Source organism: Burkholderia sp. Leaf177, from assembly GCF_001424345.1.
In the GTDB taxonomy this organism is placed as follows: Bacteria; Pseudomonadota; Gammaproteobacteria; order Burkholderiales; family Burkholderiaceae; genus Caballeronia.
In genome coordinates, this window is the sequence record NZ_LMPF01000002.1 from 167452 (window position 1) to 186277 (window position 18826).

The 18826-nt window shown below is 59.8% G+C and carries 17 protein-coding genes and 1 pseudogene; 15 read left to right on the plus strand and 3 right to left on the minus strand.

Translation table 11 applies throughout. The features are described from left to right. The first annotated feature begins 59 nt into the window (after window positions 1-59). From ASG35_RS04550 to ASG35_RS04585, 8 genes are all read left to right on the plus strand, one after another. Complete coding sequence (locus ASG35_RS04550) at window positions 60-1079, plus strand: DNA polymerase III subunit delta' (protein WP_056353243.1); 1020 nt, start codon at window positions 60-62, stop codon at window positions 1077-1079. Window positions 1080-1110: 31 nt separating this feature from the next. Further along, a complete protein-coding gene (locus ASG35_RS04555) occupies window positions 1111-1623 on the plus strand; it encodes a GNAT family N-acetyltransferase (RefSeq protein ID WP_056353244.1) in 513 nt (170 codons plus the stop codon). A gap of 34 nt (window positions 1624-1657) precedes the next feature. Further along, on the plus strand, window positions 1658-2449 hold the full coding sequence (locus ASG35_RS04560; RefSeq protein ID WP_056353247.1) for a TatD family hydrolase: 792 nt from the start codon (window positions 1658-1660) through the stop codon (window positions 2447-2449). A 63-nt stretch (window positions 2450-2512) separates the two neighbouring features. Then, window positions 2513-3274, plus strand: a complete 762-nt coding sequence (locus ASG35_RS04565; protein WP_442854808.1) for an ankyrin repeat domain-containing protein — start codon at window positions 2513-2515, stop codon at window positions 3272-3274. 148 nt (window positions 3275-3422) lie between these two features. After that, window positions 3423-3779 (plus strand): Rap1a/Tai family immunity protein, encoded by a 357-nt coding sequence (locus ASG35_RS04570; protein WP_056353253.1) that lies wholly within the window; start codon window positions 3423-3425, stop codon window positions 3777-3779. A 143-nt stretch (window positions 3780-3922) separates the two neighbouring features. Further along, complete coding sequence (locus tag ASG35_RS04575; RefSeq protein WP_056353261.1) at window positions 3923-5200, plus strand: mechanosensitive ion channel family protein; 1278 nt, start codon at window positions 3923-3925, stop codon at window positions 5198-5200. 145 nt (window positions 5201-5345) lie between these two features. Then, a complete protein-coding gene (gene otsA, locus ASG35_RS04580; protein WP_056353267.1) occupies window positions 5346-6752 on the plus strand; it encodes an alpha,alpha-trehalose-phosphate synthase (UDP-forming) in 1407 nt (468 codons plus the stop codon). 245 nt (window positions 6753-6997) lie between these two features. Next, entirely contained in the window at window positions 6998-8065 is a 1068-nt protein-coding gene (locus tag ASG35_RS04585; RefSeq protein ID WP_056353270.1) for a glycosyltransferase family 4 protein, read from the plus strand. Between the two features lie 94 nt (window positions 8066-8159). Here the strand turns inward: ASG35_RS04585 and ASG35_RS04590 are convergent, their stop codons facing one another. The 3 genes from ASG35_RS04590 to ASG35_RS04600 all read right to left on the minus strand — a co-directional run bounded on the left by ASG35_RS04590 (window position 8160) and on the right by ASG35_RS04600 (window position 10224). Continuing rightward, window positions 8160-8750: a BPSL1445 family SYLF domain-containing lipoprotein gene (locus tag ASG35_RS04590; protein ID WP_056353774.1), complete on the minus strand. Its 591-nt coding sequence runs from the start codon at window positions 8748-8750 to the stop codon at window positions 8160-8162. 376 nt (window positions 8751-9126) lie between these two features. Beyond that, window positions 9127-9624: a hypothetical protein gene (locus ASG35_RS04595; protein WP_056353271.1), complete on the minus strand. Its 498-nt coding sequence runs from the start codon at window positions 9622-9624 to the stop codon at window positions 9127-9129. Window positions 9625-9915: 291 nt separating this feature from the next. Further along, on the minus strand, window positions 9916-10224 hold the full coding sequence (locus ASG35_RS04600) for a PsiF family protein (RefSeq protein ID WP_056353272.1): 309 nt from the start codon (window positions 10222-10224) through the stop codon (window positions 9916-9918). A gap of 449 nt (window positions 10225-10673) precedes the next feature. Here ASG35_RS04600 and ASG35_RS04610 point away from each other — a divergent pair, with 449 nt between their 5' ends. The 7 genes and pseudogenes from ASG35_RS04610 (at window position 10674) to ASG35_RS04640 (ending at window position 18586) form a co-directional block, all read left to right on the plus strand. Next, window positions 10674-10955, plus strand: a complete 282-nt coding sequence (locus ASG35_RS04610) for a hypothetical protein (RefSeq protein WP_056353277.1) — start codon at window positions 10674-10676, stop codon at window positions 10953-10955. A gap of 213 nt (window positions 10956-11168) precedes the next feature. Beyond that, the coding region (locus tag ASG35_RS32055; protein WP_442854806.1) for a substrate-binding domain-containing protein at window positions 11169-11690 on the plus strand (522 nt) is incomplete at its 3' end. Window position 11691: 1 nt separating this feature from the next. Beyond that, window positions 11692-12266 (plus strand): annotated as a pseudogene (locus ASG35_RS32060) (substrate-binding domain-containing protein); the annotation flags it as partial. Window positions 12267-12510: 244 nt separating this feature from the next. After that, window positions 12511-14121, plus strand: coding sequence for a sugar ABC transporter ATP-binding protein (locus tag ASG35_RS04620; protein WP_056353777.1), 1611 nt, complete (start codon window positions 12511-12513; stop codon window positions 14119-14121). Window positions 14122-14486: 365 nt separating this feature from the next. Then, window positions 14487-15521, plus strand: a complete 1035-nt coding sequence (locus ASG35_RS04625; protein WP_056353287.1) for a LacI family DNA-binding transcriptional regulator — start codon at window positions 14487-14489, stop codon at window positions 15519-15521. A 339-nt stretch (window positions 15522-15860) separates the two neighbouring features. Beyond that, window positions 15861-17582 carry a methyl-accepting chemotaxis protein gene (locus ASG35_RS04630; RefSeq protein WP_156393001.1) on the plus strand — a complete coding sequence of 574 codons (1722 nt, stop codon included), beginning with the start codon at window positions 15861-15863 and terminating at the stop codon, window positions 17580-17582. A 242-nt stretch (window positions 17583-17824) separates the two neighbouring features. After that, window positions 17825-18586, plus strand: a complete 762-nt coding sequence (locus tag ASG35_RS04640; RefSeq protein WP_056353291.1) for a 2-keto-4-pentenoate hydratase — start codon at window positions 17825-17827, stop codon at window positions 18584-18586. Window positions 18587-18826 lie beyond the last annotated feature (240 nt).

Here is an 18826-nt window from a genome sequence, read left to right on the forward strand (position 1 = left end):
AGTTAAAGTTAATTAAAACTCTTAGCATCGTGTCGTAAATACCGGATATATAAGAATTCATGATCTACCCGTGGCAAACCGATGACTGGGCACATCTCGATCAACTCCGCGCAAGCTGGCCGCATGCGCTGTTGTTGCACGGGCGCGCGGGCATCGGCAAATTGCAGTTCGCGCAACACCTTGCGCAAAGCCTTCTATGCGAATCGCCAACCGCAACGCGCGAGCCCTGCGGTCATTGCGTCGCTTGCCTGTGGTTTAGCCAGGGCAATCACCCCGACTATCGCGCGGTGCTTCCCGAGGTGCTCGCAGGCGAACTCATCGGCGACGACAAGCCGGACGCCGATGAAGGCAAGAAAACCAAGGTTCCGAGCAAGGAAATCAAGATCGATCAGGTTTTAGGCCTGATGAACTTCTTCAGCCTCGGTTCGCACCGGGGCGGCGCGCGGGTCGTGCTGATTTATCCTGCCGAATCCATCAACGTGTTCGCTGCCAACGCTTTGCTCAAAACGCTGGAAGAACCGCCCGCGGGCGTGGTGTTCATTTTGGTGACGGCGCGTATCGACCGGTTGTTGCCGACCATCATCAGCCGATGCCGCCAATGGCCGATGACCCTCCCAGCCGCCGAACCGTCCGTGGCATGGCTCGCGCAACAAGGTGTGCAGCAGCCGGCGACGCTGCTTGCCGAGGCGGGTGGTGCGCCGCTGACGGCGCTTGCGCTCGCCAACGACGAAAACCGTGCGCTCCGTGATTTCGCGCTGGCGCAACTGGCGGCAGGTCCCGGTTGCGACGCGTTTGCGTGTGGCGAAAACCTGCAGAAACTGCCCGTTCCAATGGTTCTCGGTTGGCTGCAGCGCTGGCTTTACGATTTGCTGGCGCAGAAAACGGCCGGGCGGCCGCGCTATTTTCCGGCGGCATCGAAGGCGCTTGAACGCTGCGCTGCCCAAATCGATGCAGATCGATTTTCCCGTTATCAAAAGCTGGTGACACGGCAGCGCGCGGTCGAAAATCATCCGCTCAACGCGCGGCTGGTTTTCGAAGAGCTGTTTCTAGGTTATCGCGACGTCTTCAACGCCGCCTGATCACTCCACTTTCAATCGTTAAACGCACACCATGACTCTCAGCTTTCGCGACGCCGTTCTCGATGATCTTCCGGGCATCGTGGCCATCTACAACTCCACGGTGCCTTCCCGGCTCGTGACCGCCGATCTGGAGCCGGTGACGGTCGAAAGCCGCCTCGCCTGGTTTCACGCGCATGGGCCGAAGGCGCGCCCGTTATGGGTTGTGGAGGAAAACGGCGCGGTTGTGGCGTGGCTGAGCTTTTCCGACTTTTATGGCCGTCCGGCCTATCTGCGCACAGCCGAAGTCAGCATCTATCTCCACGAGAACACGCGCGGACGTGGTTTGGGTACGCAACTGCTGGAAGCTGCGATGCAACGCGCGCCCGAACTCGGTATCGATACCTTGCTCGGCTTCGTGTTCGGCCATAACGATCCGAGCCTTCGCCTCTTCCGCCGATTCCAGTTCGACGTCTGGGGCACGCTGCCGCGCGTCGCGGTGCTGGACGCCGTCGAGCGCGATCTCGTGATCCTCGGCCGCCGGCTTAGCGCGCCGTCCGCGAGCTAAATCAAAGCCTTTATCGGATCAACACGGAACCACCATGTTCGTCGATTCACATTGCCACATCAATTTCGAAGGTCTCGCCGACCGCCTGCCCGAAGTCCTCGGCAAGATGCGCGAACTGAAAGTCACGCACGCGCTGTGTGTATCGGTGGATCTGGAAACGTTGCCGTCCGTGCTCAAGATCGCGGAAGAAAACAAGCATATCTACGCATCGGTGGGCGTGCATCCGGATCACGAGGACGCACGGGAACCGAGCGTCCAGGATCTCGTCGAACTGGCGCGGCATCCGAAAGTGGTCGCAATCGGCGAAACGGGGCTGGATTATTACCGTCTGGAAGGGCGCAGCATCGCCGATATGGAATGGCAGCGCGAACGGTTTCGCACGCATATTCGCGCCGCGCACGAGACGGGCAAACCGATGATCATCCACACGCGATCGTCGTGGGAAGACACGCTGCGGATCATGGCCGAGGAGCGCGCGAGCGTTCCCGGCGGCGTGATGCATTGCTTTACCGAGCCGTGGCATGTTGCACAAGCCGCGCTTGAGCAAGACTTTTACATTTCACTGTCGGGCATTGTCACGTTCAAAAGCGCAAAGGACGTGCAGGACGTCGCGCAGCGCGTGCCGCTCGAGCGTTTGTTGATCGAGACAGACTCGCCGTATCTGGCGCCGGTGCCGTATCGTGGAAAGTCGAATGAACCTGCGTACGTAAGTTATGTCGGACGTTTCATCGCGCAATTGCGAGAAATGCCGGAAGACGCGCTGGCAGCGGCCACGACCCGCAATTTCTTCAAGCTCTTCAAGATTCCCGAGCCTGTGGAACAGTAGGCCGGACGTCCAAGTTGCATCAATTATAAGATTCAGTCAGTAATCCCCAAGGAACACATGCTTATATTTTCGACGGTTTCATCTTCGACAGCTTTCAATCGCCATACAGAAGCGCGCAGCAAGACGTGGCGTTCGCTGGTCACCGGCGTGGTTTTGACGGCCGCCGCCATCGCGCAACCGGTGTTTGCAGCGCCCGCTGATTCCATGATCAAGGCAGTGAAGTTCGACGATGTCTCGGCCGTCCAGAAGTTGCTGTCTCAGGGCGTGGACCCCAATCTCGTCGATAACACCGGCGCACCGCTGCTCGTGATCGCCGCGCGCGAGAAGTCGGACAAGGTTGGCAAGTTGCTCGCCGAAAACCCGAAGACCGACCTCGAAAAGCTCGATCCCGCCGGCGAAAACGCAATGATGCTGGCCGCGCTCAACGACGACCTCGACTTCGTGAACATGCTGATTTCGAAGGACGCGGAAGTGAACAAGAAGGGCTGGACGCCGCTGCATTACGCCGCGACCAACGGACATGACGACGTGGTCAAGGTGCTGCTCGACCATTCGGCGTATATCGATTCCGGTTCGCCCAATGGGACCACACCGCTGATGATGGCAGCGCGCGGTGGGCATTTGTCCACAGTCAAACTGCTGCTCGACGAAGGCGCCGACTTGCGCGTGAAAAATCAGATCGGCATGACCGCGGTGGACTTCGCGAAGCAATATCACGAGAAGGACGTAGCGGAAGGGCTGGCGGCGCGTCTTGCATCGATGCAGGCGACCGGCGCTGCGGGCGCATCCGGAGCCCCGCAAACCGGTACAAACAGTGCAAAATGACGCACTTGCAGGACGGGGACCGGAAAGATGAACCGGTCGTCTTCTGCAATACGAGGAATAGCCTAAACAAGCCGGGACCAAGCCGAAGGCGCTGCAAGGCGCGGGGAGGGCCACACCCGGCAACCGCCAAACATAAGAAAGGATCATCATGCTGCGGGTTTTAGTCATGGCCGGGGTGCTTGCGTTTCCGCTCAGCGCGGCCGCGTTCACCGGCAACGATCTGAACATGCTTTGCACCAAGACGGACACCGCTTCGCGCAGCGCATGCGCGGCCTACATAGAAGGCGCCGCCGACGGGATTTACAACACCATTGAAGCCATTGGCGGCACGTCCGGCCCGCAGGTCGGACAGTATTTTTGCCTTCCGGTCGATGTAAAACCGCAAGAGCTGACTGACGCGGTGCGCAAGTTCATCGCGGAAAATCCGGCGCAGGGCAACTTCAACGCGACCACCATGGTTTCGCTCGGACTCGGCAAAGCCTATCCGTGCAAGGCAGAGAAGTAAGCAGATTCCGTTTCATGCTGCTTGCACGCTCGTCGTTCGATTAGCGGGCATAGTGTTTGCTGCACTGCAATATGCCGCGTAGGTAGGCGGCTTCCCGCAAATCCCGTCGTATCCACCTTTTCAAGGCTGATTCCACGACGACGATGATCAATTTCGATTCCTTCGAGCGCATCGCTTCGGCGCCGCTCAACTCCTGGCCCGGCGCAATTGTCGTAGCAACGCTTGCCGTGCTGTTTGCTATCGGCGTTCACTGGGCAGGCGCGCGGATTCTCGTGCGCATTGCGCGGCCGTATCCGTTGATGAGCGTGGTGCTACGTTTCATCGATAAACCCGCGCTCGCGCTCCTCATCATCCTCGCACTCGGCTTCGTGCTGGTCGAAGCGCCGGATTCGCTGCCTTTTGCCACGGTTTTGCGCGACCTGTTGACCCTTTCGTTGATCGTCGGGCTGACGTGGCTCGCCGTGCGCTCGGTCGGCGCCGTTGCCGAGGCGCTGGTTCAGGCGCATCCGCTCGACTCCCAAGACAATCTCCAGGCGCGCCGCATTCATACGCAGGCGCGCGTTCTGGCGCGTTCCGTGATGGTGGTGATCGTGATCATCGGATTCGGCGGGGCGTTGATGACGTTTCCGGCCGTGCGGCAGATCGGCGCGAGTTTGCTGGCGTCGGCGGGCGTGGCGGGACTGGTTGCCGGTATCGCCGCGCGGCCGGTTCTTGGGAATTTGATTGCCGGGCTGCAAATTGCGTTGTCGCAGCCCATCCGGCTCGACGACGTCGTCGTGATCCAGGGCGAATGGGGCCGCGTCGAGGAAATCACCGGAACGTATGTATCGATCCGGATCTGGGACCAGCGGCGCATGATCGTGCCGTTGCAATGGTTCATCGAAAATCCGTTCACCAACTGGACGCGCAATAGCTCGCAGATTATCGGGACGGTATTTTTCTACGTCGATTACCGCATGCCGATGGCGCCGTTGCGCGAGGAACTCGAACGCATCCTGGAACACGCGCCTGAGTGGGATGGCCGCGTGCAAGTGCTGCAAGTCACCGATGCCACCGAAAAGTCGATGCAAATTCGCGTGCTCGTCAGTTCCTTCGATTCCGGCCTGAACTTCGATCTTCGATGCCGCGTACGCGAAGGTTTGCTGAATTTCGCGCAAGCCGAGTTTCCACAATTCCTGCCGCGAACGCGGGCGGATCTTGCGCCGGAAGGCGAGCACGTCGATTTCGTGGCGCCGCTGGACCGGACGCAGGCAAGCAGCGCGATCCGGCCGCCGGTTCGCGGCACGGCCAACACGGAAGCCGATCCGGTGGCGAGCCGCGGAGAACGGCACGGGCCGGACCCGTCGGCGCATTCGGCGGCATCGACGGCCAAACCGGCGACGGAACCAGCCGAGCCCGTCGGCAGCGGCGAGCGGCGCTGACCGTCATTCGCCGGCCTTCATTTTGGCCCTTGGGAAACGCGGACAAAGTTTGAACTGACGCCGCCGCCCACGGCCAAACTCATTAATATTTCGAGATCGATCCTGAACATCCGGACGTCGCGAACCAAAATAAGGGACGACAAGAATGAGCCGCCTAGTGGTTGTATCAAACCGAGTTGCATCACCAACGGAAACCAAAGGATCCGCCGGCGGCCTGGCCGTCGGCGTGTTCGGCGCGCTGAAGGACAGCGGCGGCGTGTGGTTCGGATGGAGTGGCGACGTGGTCAGCGACACCGTGGCCAACCAGGGTCCGAAACTCGAACAGGACGGCGCCGTTACCTTCGCGACCGTCGGGCTGCCGAAAAAGGACTACGACCAGTATTACCGCGGTTTTTCGAACGCGACGCTCTGGCCGGTTTTTCATTATCGAAATGATCTGGCGGTGTATGACCGCGATGAATACGCGGGATATCGCAGGGTCAATTCGTGGCTCGCGCATCGTGCAATCAAGCTGTTGCAGCCCGATGATGTCATCTGGGTTCACGACTATCACTTGATCCCGTTCGGCGAGGCGCTGCGCTCGGAAGGCGTGACGAACCGGATGGGCTTTTTCCTGCACATTCCGTTTCCATCGCCGCAAATCCTGCTCAACATTCCGCCGCACGAGGAGTTGGTCAAGTCGCTGTGCTGCTACGACGTCGTGGGTTTCCAGACGCCCGGCGATCAGGCTGCGTTTCATGATTACATCGTGCGGCACGCGCACGGCTCGGCAACCGCCGACGGACACGTGGAAGCGTTCGGCCGCAAGCTGAAAACGGGCGTGTACCGGATCGGCATCTTCCCCGATGAAATCGCCGAGCAAGCCAAGCGTGGCGAAGCCCGACAAGACGTGATGGACCTGAAGCAGAGCCTTGAAGGACGCAAGCTGATCATGAGCGTGGATCGGCTGGATTACTCGAAAGGACTGGTCGAGCGCTTCAAGGCTTTCGAGCATTTCTTGGAGAAATCCCCCGAATGGCGCGGCAACGTCACGCTCGTGCAGATCGCACCGCCAACGCGTTCGGACGTCGATACTTACCAGCAGATCCGCCATAACCTCGAATACGAAGCAGGGCGCATCAACGGCCGGTATTCGGGTCTCGACTACACGCCGATCCGCTATATGAACCAGCGCTACGACCGGTGGAAACTGATGTCGCTGTTCCGCGAATCGCAGATCGGCCTGGTCACGCCGTTGCGCGACGGCATGAACCTCGTCGCGAAGGAATACGTCGCGGCGCAAAATCCCGACGATCCCGGCGTTCTCGTCCTGTCCCAGTTCGCCGGCGCTGCCGATGAAATGACCGGCGCGGTGATGGTGAATCCTCACGATATCGTGGGAATGAGCGAAGCGATTGGCCGGGCGTTATCGATGCCGCTGGCCGAGCGTCGCGAGCGCTACGAAACCAACATGAAAATGCTGCGCAAGTACGATCTCGGCATATGGCGCGACTCGTTTCTCGCCGATTTGCGTGGCGTTGAAAAGACCAAGCAGACTTCGAAGAAAAAATAACGCCGCGTCTCGACCACTCGGGAAACAGGCCGGGAATGCCGAAGTAACGTTGCAAAACGAGTGTTTCGTGACTGTAACAGCGTCATGAAAGTGAAAGTTTTGCCAACGTTGAGGCATTCACGGCCAATAATGCGGGTGTCGTCACTGCGCATGGAATTTTGCGCGCGACGACCGGCGACCGTTCTTATCCGGCACTGCACCGGTTAAAGATCACGGCGACGTAAGACCGAGTGGAGACGAGAACAATGAGAATTGCACAAATAGCACCCCTGACCGAGTCGGTGCCGCCAAAGCTTTACGGGGGAACAGAGCGCGTCGTGTCGTACATCACCGAGGCACTGGTGGAACTCGGGCACGACGTCACGCTGTTTGCATCGGGTGACTCCCAGACCAAAGCCAAGCTTGAAGCCGTCTGGCCGCGCGCGTTGCGCCTCGACCCGGCTATTCGCGACCGGATCGCACCGCACATGCTGCTGATGGAAATGGTCCGACGCCGCGCCGATGACTTCGATGTGCTGCATTTCCACATGGACTACTACTCGTTCTCGCTCTTCAAGCGCCAGGACACGCCGTTCGTGACCACGTTGCACGGCCGGCTCGATCTGCCCGAGCAGCAGCCTATATTCAACACCTTCAACACCGCGCCGGTCATCTCCATTTCCGACTCGCAACGCCATCCGTTGCCGCAGGCCAAATGGCTGACGACCGTGTATCACGGGCTGCCGGAAAAGCGCTACATGCCGCAGCCGGTCGGGCAGACGTATCTGGCGTTTCTCGGGCGGATATCGCCGGAAAAACGCGTCGATACCGCCATTCGCATTGCCGGGCGGTGTGGCATGAAGATCAGGATTGCCGCGAAGGTCGACTCGGCCGACCGCGAGTATTTCGAACGCGAAATCGCGCCGCTGATGGCGCTCCCGTATGTGGAGTTCATCGGCGAGATCGACGATCACCAGAAGGCCGAGTTTCTCTCCGGCGCGCATGCGCTGCTTTTTCCCATCGACTGGCCCGAGCCATTCGGCCTCGTGATGATCGAAGCCATGGCGTGCGGCACGCCGGTTATCGCGTTCAATCGCGGAGCAGTGCCGGAAGTGGTGGACGAGGGCGTGTCGGGGTTTATCGTGGAGGACGAGATTGGCGCGGTTGCCGCCGTGAACCGGCTGCACACCATTTCGCGCGCGGGCGTGCGCAAGTGCTTTGAAGAGCGCTTCACGTCACACCGGATGGCGCAGCAATACGTGGATGCGTACCAAGCTGTCGTTCGGGCGCAAAAGCGTGCGCGCTTCAAGCTTATCGACAGCGCCACGAACTAAAGCCGCCATAAAGAAAACCGCCGCGCAGTACGACTTTTATGTCGTTCTGCGCGGCGGTTTTTTGCTGCCCCGGTGCTTTAAGCCAGCTTGAAACTTAGATGGCCAGGCGCGAAACCTTCGTGCCTTCCAGCGACAGGTTAGCCATCAGGCCGGCGTTCGTGAGCACGAACACTTCGACCGGCGCGGTTGCCGTCGTGGAATCGATGTTGCCGTTCGCGCCCATCTTGACCAGTGCCACCGATGCATCGCCGCCGACCGACCAGCCGTCCGTATTTCGGAATTTATCGAGTGCGTCCTGCGTCATGAACAGGAAGATGATCGACTTGGATTGCGCGCCAGCCTGCAGGCCGATGGAACCCGAAGTCGTGCTGTAGTAGCCGACCGAGCTGCCGCCCACTCGCAGCGCGCCCTTGCCGTACTGCGCGCCCACGATAAAGCCGGCCTGGATCACCGACGGGAACACGAGCACGCCGCGCGCCTTGCCCACGAGTTCGCGGGAGCCCTTGGCGGTGACATACAGGCGCTGCATGGTCGCATCGATATCCGCGTCGATTGAACGGCGTGCGTCCGAATCGCCGGCAGTCTTTTGTGCGCCCTGGTTCGACGTCGTCGTGCAACCGGCCAGCGCGAGGCCGCCCATTGCAAGTGCGGCGGTCGATTTGATCATGAAGTTTCGTCTTTGCATCGTTTTCTCCATCGTGGTTTTTTGGGAAACCCCATCTACGAGTGTTCCAGCAGGGCGATTTATAACACAGCAGGTCGTTTAGCAACACCTTCGTGGATCGCGCAAAGCCTTGCCCCGCTTGGACTTGGGCACGATAGCACAAATCAGTGAGGTAAATTTGACCTGGACCGGCCTGCATCGTGGCCGAGCGAGAACCCGCTTGTTTGTGCAAAACATTTAGCGTTCCCGTGCGGTAATCCTGCACGGCGCAAAATCCGCGCCACCTCCGGCAAATGCGGACAAATACGGTCAAACTTACCCGCGAAAATAACTATAAAAGCTTGTTCGATTCGTCGGAAAAACCACTGAAGTGTTGTCGCATTGCAAATCTGCAGGCTCATGGCTTGGCCGCGCCTGCCGGCTTGCGTGCCGGATCGTGCGAGGTGTCATGCGTGGTTCTGGCATCCGTTTTCTTTAGCGGATGTTTTAGCGACCGGCGAATGATGCCAATGATCGCGCCTAGCACGAAGAGCGTGATTGCCGGCACGACCCAGTATCCGATGAAAGCCGTCCAGAGATAGCCGAACAAAACGTGCTTGCGTGTCGCGTACTGCGCATTGGCTTGCTGGTCCGCCGCTGCCTTCGCGGCCAGCACGTCTTGCGGACATCCGGCGATGCGCGCTTCATCGATCGAACCGTGACAGCGCTTGATGGCGGGCAGGGTGCGCTGGGCGTCGGTGAACGTCCATGTAGAGAGCGTGTTGGAAAGGTCCGCTGAGTCGTAAGCAAGTTGCTCGCGGATTTCATTGGCGGCCACGATCATCACCGGGACCGCCCAGAAAACGATCAGGACCAGCCACCGCCTGAACCAGCGGTTTTTATATCGCCACACCATCCTCGGGCCTCCGTCCGTTGCAGTGCTGCAAACCGGCAAGACTGGCGGACCGATGGCGCTTGACTGTCGTATTTGTGTTGTAGGGCGGGCCGCCTTCGCGTCATCTTATGAGATAAAACGCGCGGCGCGTAGCAGGACCGTAGGTGCACCGCAATATGCGCGGCTGAGGGTTTTCCCGTTTTCAGGGCTTCGGGTTGAACACGGTTTTCATCGAATGAAAAAAGCCGCGTGCCCGAAGGGCCGCGGCTTATGCTTCATCGACTTGCGTCACCTCGTTGCCAGGCTTTGTGCTTAGCCCTTGTTGCTCAGGCAGTCTTTCATGAACGCCTTGCGTTCATCGCCTTTCTTGCCCGTGGCCGTCTTGTTGCAAGCCGTCATTTTTTGCTGCTGTGTCATGGGTGCGGCTGCAGCAACTGGCGCCGACGAAAGACAGTCTTTCATGTACGCCTTGCGTTCGTCGCCTTTCTTGCCCGCGGCCTGCGTGTTGCACGTACTCATTTTCGATTGCTGGCTGTTCTGCGCGAACGCCGGCGTTGCGGCGAAGCTCACGCTTAACGCGGCGCCCAGTGCCAACGCTGTCATGGTTGCCCGGATCTTCATGGCGATGCTCCCTTGTTAGATGGATGACGTGCTTCAAGGTGACGCCGGTCAGGAAACTGAACTGGCGCGTGCCGGACGGCTTTTTCCGTATTTCGGCGCTTCATTATGGCAAAAAGCCCTACAAATGCCGTACGGTTTCGTACCAATACCGCATGAAAAGCCACGCACGCGCATGGCCCATGCGGCGCTTGATCCATGTCGCGGTCAGGACGCCATCGAGGTTGTAAGCTTGTGCTTCATGTTCACGGCAATCGACCGAAGCAGGCTTACAATTTTGCGATGCATGTGACGCGCCATGCAGAGACGAACCCGCGTTGCAGCGTCGCCACATCGGCTTCCGGCGTGTTGGCGGCGTGATTCAAATCGTCGCATACGCGCTTTAGCCTGAGGCCGTGCGATGCTCCAAATGTCGCCCATCCGCTTGTCCAAACCGTTCCAAGGAGTCGTGTATGTCCAGTCCCTTGTCAGATCACTACAAAGGTTTCGAGATCGGCGTCCAGGCCTTGCGCCGCGCTAAAGAACGCGATGAGCCCGATGACGGCCCGCGCCATTTTGATATTGTCGTGACCATTTCGCGAAGCTCGGCCGGCGAGAGCGGCAGATCCGAAATGTTCGGCGTGCCGGACCAGGAACCGTTCGACAGTCCGATCGATGCAACCCGGGCCGGGATCGACTATGCGCGCAAGATTATCGACAAGCAGGTGGAAGGCCAGTCCGTCGAGGACCTTTGAAGAACACGTCATGTGAGTGTTTTTGTACCCTGGCGCGCTGAAATCAGGGGCATCAGCAATTGCGGCGTATCGGGGAAACGTCCACGCTTCGGGCAATTATCGTCGGCCAAACGGCTGGCCATATGTCGCAGACGCGCTCCAGAGCGTTCCAGACGTTCTATGCCGTTTTTTCCAACAACTCGAACAACTCGAACAATCCAGGAGATTCGTTGCATGAACTCACATGACAAGAACTTGAAACCCGCGCTGCGCCGCCGCTTTCTTGGCGTTGCGCTTTCGCTCGGCGCATGTGCCGCGCTGCCTTTGTCCATGTACTCGGGCGATGCCGCCGCGCAAGCCGCGCACAAGCCGAAGGTCGCGCTCGTGATGAAGTCGCTTGCGAACGAGTTTTTCCTGACAATGGAAACCGGCGCCAAGGACTATCAGAAACACAATCCGAACCAGTTCGACCTGATCACGAACGGCATCAAGGACGAAACCGATACCGCCAACCAGATCCGCATCGTGGAACAGATGATCGTATCGAAAGTCGATGCGCTCGTGATCGCCCCGGCCGATTCCAAGGCGCTGGTTCCGGTGATCAAGAAGGCCGTGGACGCCGGGATCATCGTGGTGAATATCGACAACAAGCTCGACRCCGACGTGCTCAAGTCGAAGAACCTGAACGTGCCGTTCGTCGGTCCGGACAACGCCAAGGGCGCGCGTCAGGTCGGCGATTATCTTGCCAAGCAAAAGNCCGACGTGCTCAAGTCGAAGAACCTGAACGTGCCGTTCGTCGGTCCGGACAACGCCAAGGGCGCGCGTCAGGTCGGCGATTATCTTGCCAAGCAAAAGCTCAAATCCGGCGATGAAGTCGGCATTATCGAAGGCGTTTCGACGACTACGAATGCGCAGCAGCGCACGGCCGGTTTCAAGCAAGCCATGCAAACTGCAGGCGTGAAGGTGGTTGCGTTGCAATCGGGCGATTGGGAAATCGATAAAGGCAACGCGGTTGCATCGCAGATCCTGAATGCAAATCCGAACGTCAAGGCGCTGCTTTGCGGCAACGACAACATGGCAATCGGCGCCGTGTCCGCCGTGCGTGCTTCGGGCAAGGCCGGCAAGGTGCAGGTCGTGGGTTACGACAACATCAACGCCATCAAGCCGATGCTCGCCGATGGCCGCGTGCTCGCCACCGCCGATCAATACGCTGCAAAACAAGCTGTRTTCGGTATCGATACCGCTTTGAAAGCGATTGCCGAGCACAAGAAACAATCGGAATTGTCGGGCGTGGTTGAAACGCCGGTGGATCTCGTTATCAAAAAGAAGTAAGTGGCTACATGGGAAAAAAGATTCGTCAGTCTAATTCTGTCTAAAATCTCAAGTACTGAGCATCGCTGCCGATAAGTGAAGGAACGGCCAGGTCACCAACGCGGCTTTCACTGAACGGTCGGACGATGCTCAGCGTGTTTTTACTGGCGCGAAAGACCGAAAACGCCGGCCGGAGGAGCCTGCTTGCAAACGATTGCGGCACGCTTTGTCCAACCGGGCGCCGGTCGGCAGCAGCGGGAAAGCGATGGACAAAATCGTGGGAAATGATCCGGTCTTGACGGTCAGCGGTGTCGGCAAGACCTACGTGGAGCCCGTGCTGACGGGCGTCACGCTGGATCTGCGCGCGGGCGAAGTGCTGGCGTTGACAGGCGAAAACGGTGCGGGCAAGAGCACGTTGTCCAAGATCATCGGTGGACTGGTCGATCCAACCACTGGTTCTATGATGCTCGGCGGCGCGCTGTACGCACCGGCGAGCCGCAAGGAAGCCGAGGCGCTCGGCGTGCGCATGGTGATGCAGGAACTGAATCTTCTGCCCACTCTATCGGTCGCGGAGAATTTGTTCCTCAACCGTTTGCCGCAGCGCAAGGGCCTGAAGTTCGGCTGGATAGACCGTGCGGCGCTGCGCGAGGACGCACACCACGCCATGCAGCAAGTAGGACTGGATGCAATCGATCCCGGCACTTTGGTCGGCGAATTAGGGATCGGGCATCAGCAGATGGTGGAGATCGCGCGCAATTTGATTGGCGATTGCCGCGTGCTGATCCTCGATGAACCCACCGCCATGCTGACGGCGCGCGAGGTCGATCTGCTGTTCGAACAGGTCGAACGGCTGAAGGTGCGGGGCGTGGCGCTGGTGTATATCTCGCACCGGCTGGAAGAGTTGCGGCGGATTGCGGGGCGCGCGGCCGTGCTGCGCGACGGCAAGCTCGTTCACATCGACGCCATGGCGAATCTGACGAGCGACCGGCTCGTCACGCTGATGGTCGGGCGTGACATCGGCGAACGGATCGATCTGGGCGAACGAAAGATTCGGAATGTGGCGCTGAAAGTCGATGGCATGCGCCGCGCCGACGTGGTTCGCGACGTGTCGTTCGAAGTGAAAGCGGGGGAAATTTTCGGCATCAGCGGGCTGATCGGCGCGGGACGTACCGAGCTGATGCGGCTGATCTACGGCGCGGACAAGGCCGATGGCGGCGAGGTATCGGTGGCGCATAAAGGCGCGGCGCTCGTGCCGGTGAAGATCGCATCGCCCGCCGACGCGGTCAGGAACGGCATTGCGCTGATCACCGAGGATCGCAAGGGCGAAGGCCTGCTGTTGCCGCAGCCGATCGCCGCGAACATTTCGCTGGGGAACATCGGGGCGGTATCGAGCAAGGGTTTTGTCGATGGACAGCGCGAAGCCGCGCTCGCTCAGACGCAGATCGACGCCATGCATATTCGCGCAGCCGGTCCGTCGCAGCCGGTGTCGGAGTTGTCGGGCGGTAATCAGCAAAAGGTCGTGATCGGGCGCTGGCTTGCACGCGATTCGACGGTTCTGCTCTTCGATGAACCCACGCGCGGCATCGACGTCGGCGCCAAGTTCGACATTTATGCGCTGATGGGCGCGCTGGCGCTGGAGGGACGCGCGCTGGTGGTGGTATCGAGCGATCTGCGCGAATTGATGCTCATTTGCGACCGGATCGGCGTGATGTCGGCGGGGCGGATGACCGGAATCTTCGATCGCGATAACTGGACGCAGGATACGCTGCTCGCGGCGGCCTTCGCGGGCTACGCGAAACGCGATGAGATTCTGCAGGAACCCACAGTGCCGGATGCAAAAGCGCCGCCGGCCGAGACGGGCGAAGTTGAACGATGAACCGGGTCCCGCGCAACCTGGCATAGCGGGTGCTTTATTTAAACGTTGCGGGCGGAGTGGGGAACCGCGCAGTGCTTCAAGGATCGGAAGGTACCGGACGTTACGTTACGCGTCGCCTGTTTGCGGCGTAGCGCGGTAACAAACGGGACGCGCGCAGTTCAGGCTGCGCGTTAAGCCAAGCGTAATAACCAGAGAAGCCGGCACGGGGATTCACGTCGGCGGACGGCCCACGAGGGTCGCCAAAACAGAAGGGAACGGGCGCCATCGGGTGGCGGGCTGTGGCGGGCTATAAAAGGCCCAAGCGCGTTGCGGGTGCCAATTAAAAGAGCAAGAGCAAGACCAAAAGTCAGAGAGAAGGACCAAGTATGGCGACAATCAAAGATGTAGCGGCCATTGCGGGCGTTTCGTTCACTACCGTGTCTCATGTGGTGAACAACTCGCGGCCTGTATCGGCTGAAGTGCGGGTCAAAGTTGAGCGTGCAATCCGGGAGCTGGATTACGTACCGTCGGCGGTGGCGCGTTCCCTCAAGGCGCGCAACACGCTCACCATCGGCTTGCTGGTGCCGAACGCGACCAATCCCTATTTCGCGGAACTGGCGCGCGGCGTGGAAGACGGATGCGCGAAGAACGGCTATTGCATGTTCTTTTGCAATTCCGACGACGATCCCGCCAAGCAGCGCAGCTATCTTCGCGTGCTGCAGGAAAAGCGCATCGACGGGCTCGTGATTGCATCGGCGGGAGAAGATGCGGTGCTCGCGCAAAGTCTGGCAGGCGCACGCGAACCCCTGGTGATCCTGGACAGGAACATCGAGGGGGTATCGGCGGATCTGGTGCAGATCGACCACGAGAAAGGCGGATATCTCGCTACGCGCCACTTGCTGCAACTCGGGCATTCGCGCGTTGCGTGCATTACCGGGCCGATCGCCACGGCGGTCAGCGCGATGCGCGTCCACGGCTTCATTCGCGCGATGGCCGAGCGCGGTATCGAGATCGAGCCGAATGCGATTCAGCAAAGCGCGTTTTCAGCGACGGGCGGTTATGAAGCCGCTTCGCAACTCTTCGATACGCTGAAGCCCACCGGCATTTTCGCCTGCAACGACATGATGGGCGTCGGCGCATTGCGGGCGGCAGCGGAGCGCGGGATCAACGTGCCGAAGGATTGCTCGATCATCGGATTCGACGACATCGAGTTGAGCCGATACACCTATCCGGCTTTGTCGACCGTGGGGCAATCGGTACGTGAACTGGGAGAGCTCGCCGCGCAGACGCTGATCGACCGGATCGCCGGAAATGTGCCGGCGAGCACGCGCAGGCGCGTTGTCACGCCGCATATGATCTTGCGGGAATCGACGGGCGTCGTGCCGCAAGCTGAAGTGAGCGAAACCGCGCGCGGGCATTGATCGAAACACGCAGAACGAAAACGAGCCGGCCTTGTGCCGGCTCGATGCATTTGGGCCTCTGTTAAAAGCAACCTGCCCGAAGCGCCCGACTGTAAGCATTACGTGTTCACCCTATCCAGATAAACACTTACTTCGTTCGAATTTCTGCTTCATTTTGCCGCGAATTAAAGTCCAAAACTGCACGATCGATTCATCTGATGAAACATCATTTCAAGATTTTCCTAAAGTGCGTGGCTTACAGGCCGTAAAACCTGTGCAAGCAGGCGCATTTGGTTTGTCGCCGAAAACGCGATGCCAAAAATCGCCGCCGATCATTTCAACGCGGCTTCAAGGAAAATCATGAACATCAGTCTTACGATCAAGGCCCGTCTCGGCCTCACGATGGCCTTCCTCGGCCTTCTGCTCGTAGCTATCGGCGGCCTGGGTCTATACGGCATGACGCAAGCGAACCGGGCTTATCGCGATACGTTCGAAAATCAGATGCCCAGCGCCAACGCCGTGAGCAACGCGGAACTCTATTCCGCGCGCGAGCGCCTCGTGTTCGATCGCGCAGCCTTTCTTGCCGGCACGCCGGAAGCGGCATCGACCATAGAACGGGGCGCGATGATGCGCTCCAAGGCCGATGGCTTCTGGAAAAAGTACTCCGAGCTTCCCGTTGCGGACGCCCACGAAAAGCAACTCGCCGATACGTCGAACGCGAAGCGCCTCGCGCTGCAAAAGCTGATCGATGGCGGTTATGAAGCGGTGAGAGCCAACGATCAGGCGCGCATCGTGGAATCGGCCAAGGCCATGCAGGCAACCTACAACGAACTCTCGGGCGCCAACGACGCGCTGCGCAAGTTCCAGTTCGATGCCGCCCGCCAGGGTTACGACGCGGCGCAAGGCGCGGCATCCACGTTCGAGACGCTCAGCCTGACCGCGATCGTGATCGGGCTTGCCGCCGCTGCGTTCTCGTGGTTCGCGCTGCGCCGTGCAATCGGCCGGCCGCTCGATGAGGCGCTCGAACATTTCGATGCCATCGCAGCCGGCGACCTGCGCCGTCAGGTCAACATTACGTCGCGCGATGAAATGGGCCTGCTCATGCAGGGCCTGGCGCGCATGCAGACGAGCTTGGTCGCCACGGTGCGCAGCGTGCGCTCGGGCAGCGAATCCATTGCGTCGGCGACCAAACAGATTGCGGCGGGCAATATCGATTTGTCGTCGCGTACCGAAGAACAGGCGTCCGCGTTGCAGGAAACGGCGTCGAGCATGGACGAATTGACCGGCACCGTGAAGCAGAACGCCGATAACGCCCGCCAGGCCAGCTCGCTCGCGGCGAACGCGTCGGAGATTGCGAACAAGGGCAGCCGCGTGGTCGCGCAAGTCGTCGGCACGATGGGCGATATCAACCAAAGCTCGGCGAAGATCGCGGACATCATCACGATCATCGAAGGAATCGCGTTCCAGACGAACATTCTTGCGCTCAACGCCGCAGTTGAAGCGGCGCGTGCCGGCGAGGAAGGACGTGGTTTTGCCGTCGTGGCGGGCGAGGTGCGCAGCTTGGCGCAGCGTTCATCGGCGGCGGCGAAGGAGATCAAGGGTCTTATCGATACATCGGTGGAACGCGTGCAGTCGGGCACGTCTCTCGTCGATGAAGCCGGCCGCACGATGGCCGAGATCATCGGCGCGGTGCAGCGCGTGACGGACATCATGGGCGAGATTGCGGCGGCATCGGAGGAACAAAGCAGCGGGATTGAACAGGTTGCGCGCGCGGTCACGCAAATGGACGAAGTCACGCAGCAGAACGCGGCGCTCGTGGAGGAAGCCGCCGCAGCGGCGCAATCGCTCGAAGATCAGGCGGCGAAACTGCGCGAAGCCGTGGCCGTGTTTCATCTCAACGACGACGGTTCCGCGGTCGTTGGCGCGGCCCGGACGGCGCCGCGCAATGTCTCGACAGCTGGCGCGGCAAAATTCCGGCCGTCTGCAACGTTCAAGGGCAAACGCACAACGCCGGCCAAGCCTGCGGCTGCAGCAGCAGCGCGGCCGTTGGCCGCCGCGGGTGGCGACTGGGAAACATTCTGAAGCTGAATTGACCGCGTGTTTTAAGAAGCGCCGCGAGTTTTGCGGCGCTTTTTCGTTTGCGGCGCGTCTACGGCGCGTTCGGCGCGCGGCATCAGCCCCGGAAAACCTGGCGGCAACGTTTTAAACGTCCGTGTGAAATCGGTGTATCGACGGTGTCTTGAAGTGCGCGCATCCGTTTCGCGGCCCTTGCCAACTTCCCCGTACACTGTGCGCTGCATCCGATAACCATTTCAGGACATGCCATGACCGAATCCACTCTTGCTGCGCAACTCGTGCAGGCCCGCCGGCAGCGAACGCTGATCGAGGACCTCGAATCGGCCGATATTCCAGCCGATGCCAACGCAGCCTACGCCATCCAGCACGAAGTCCTGTCGCTGACCGGCGCCCGGATCGGCGCGTGGAAAGTCGGCGCCCGATCGCCCGGCGCGCAGGCGAACACGGCGCCTATCGATGCAGAACTCGTTCACACGTCGCCCGCGCGGATTGCGCACGCCTCGTTTTTTCGCGTACTGATCGAGATGGAAATCGCGTTTCGTTTTACGCACGCGTTGCCACCGCGCGATGAAGCTTACAGCCGCAGCGAAGTGCTTGCGGCGCTAGGCAGCATGGCGGTCGCGCTTGAAATCGTCGATAGCCGTTTTGCACAGTGGCCCAATCTTGCGCCGCTCGCGCAACTGGCCGATTCGCAGAATAACGGCGCACTGATCGTGGGCAAGATGGAACCGTACGACGTGATCTCGCCCGGGTTTGATTTCTTGACGCCGCGACTTGATTTAAGCGTTGATGGCGTCTCCATCGTGCCGCCGAGCGCGGGTAATCCAGCGGGCGACCCGCGTGAATTGCTGGTGTGGTTCGTCAATCATTGCAGCGCTCACGGTCATACAGTTCAGCCTTTCTGGACGATCACCACGGGGTCTTATACGGGTGCGCGCCGCATTGAGGGGCCGGGTGTGGTGAGTGGACGTATCGATCGTATTGGCGATATTGAACTGACGCTCGAGTAAGCATCCCACGAGCGCCAGACGTACATGAACGAAGCTTCAGCAAATTTGTAACGCTGAATGTGTCGGCTAACGCAACGTAGAAAATGCACTATACAAAGGCACTCGATGAGTGCCTTTTTTTATTGTTTAAATCCCTTTGCACGTATCGGGTATTGCGTGAATGAATAACGTAAATGACGCGCGAAGCTGGGGTTACGGCGGTCAACCAACACGATTGCGAGTCGTTGTGTAAGAAAGAGG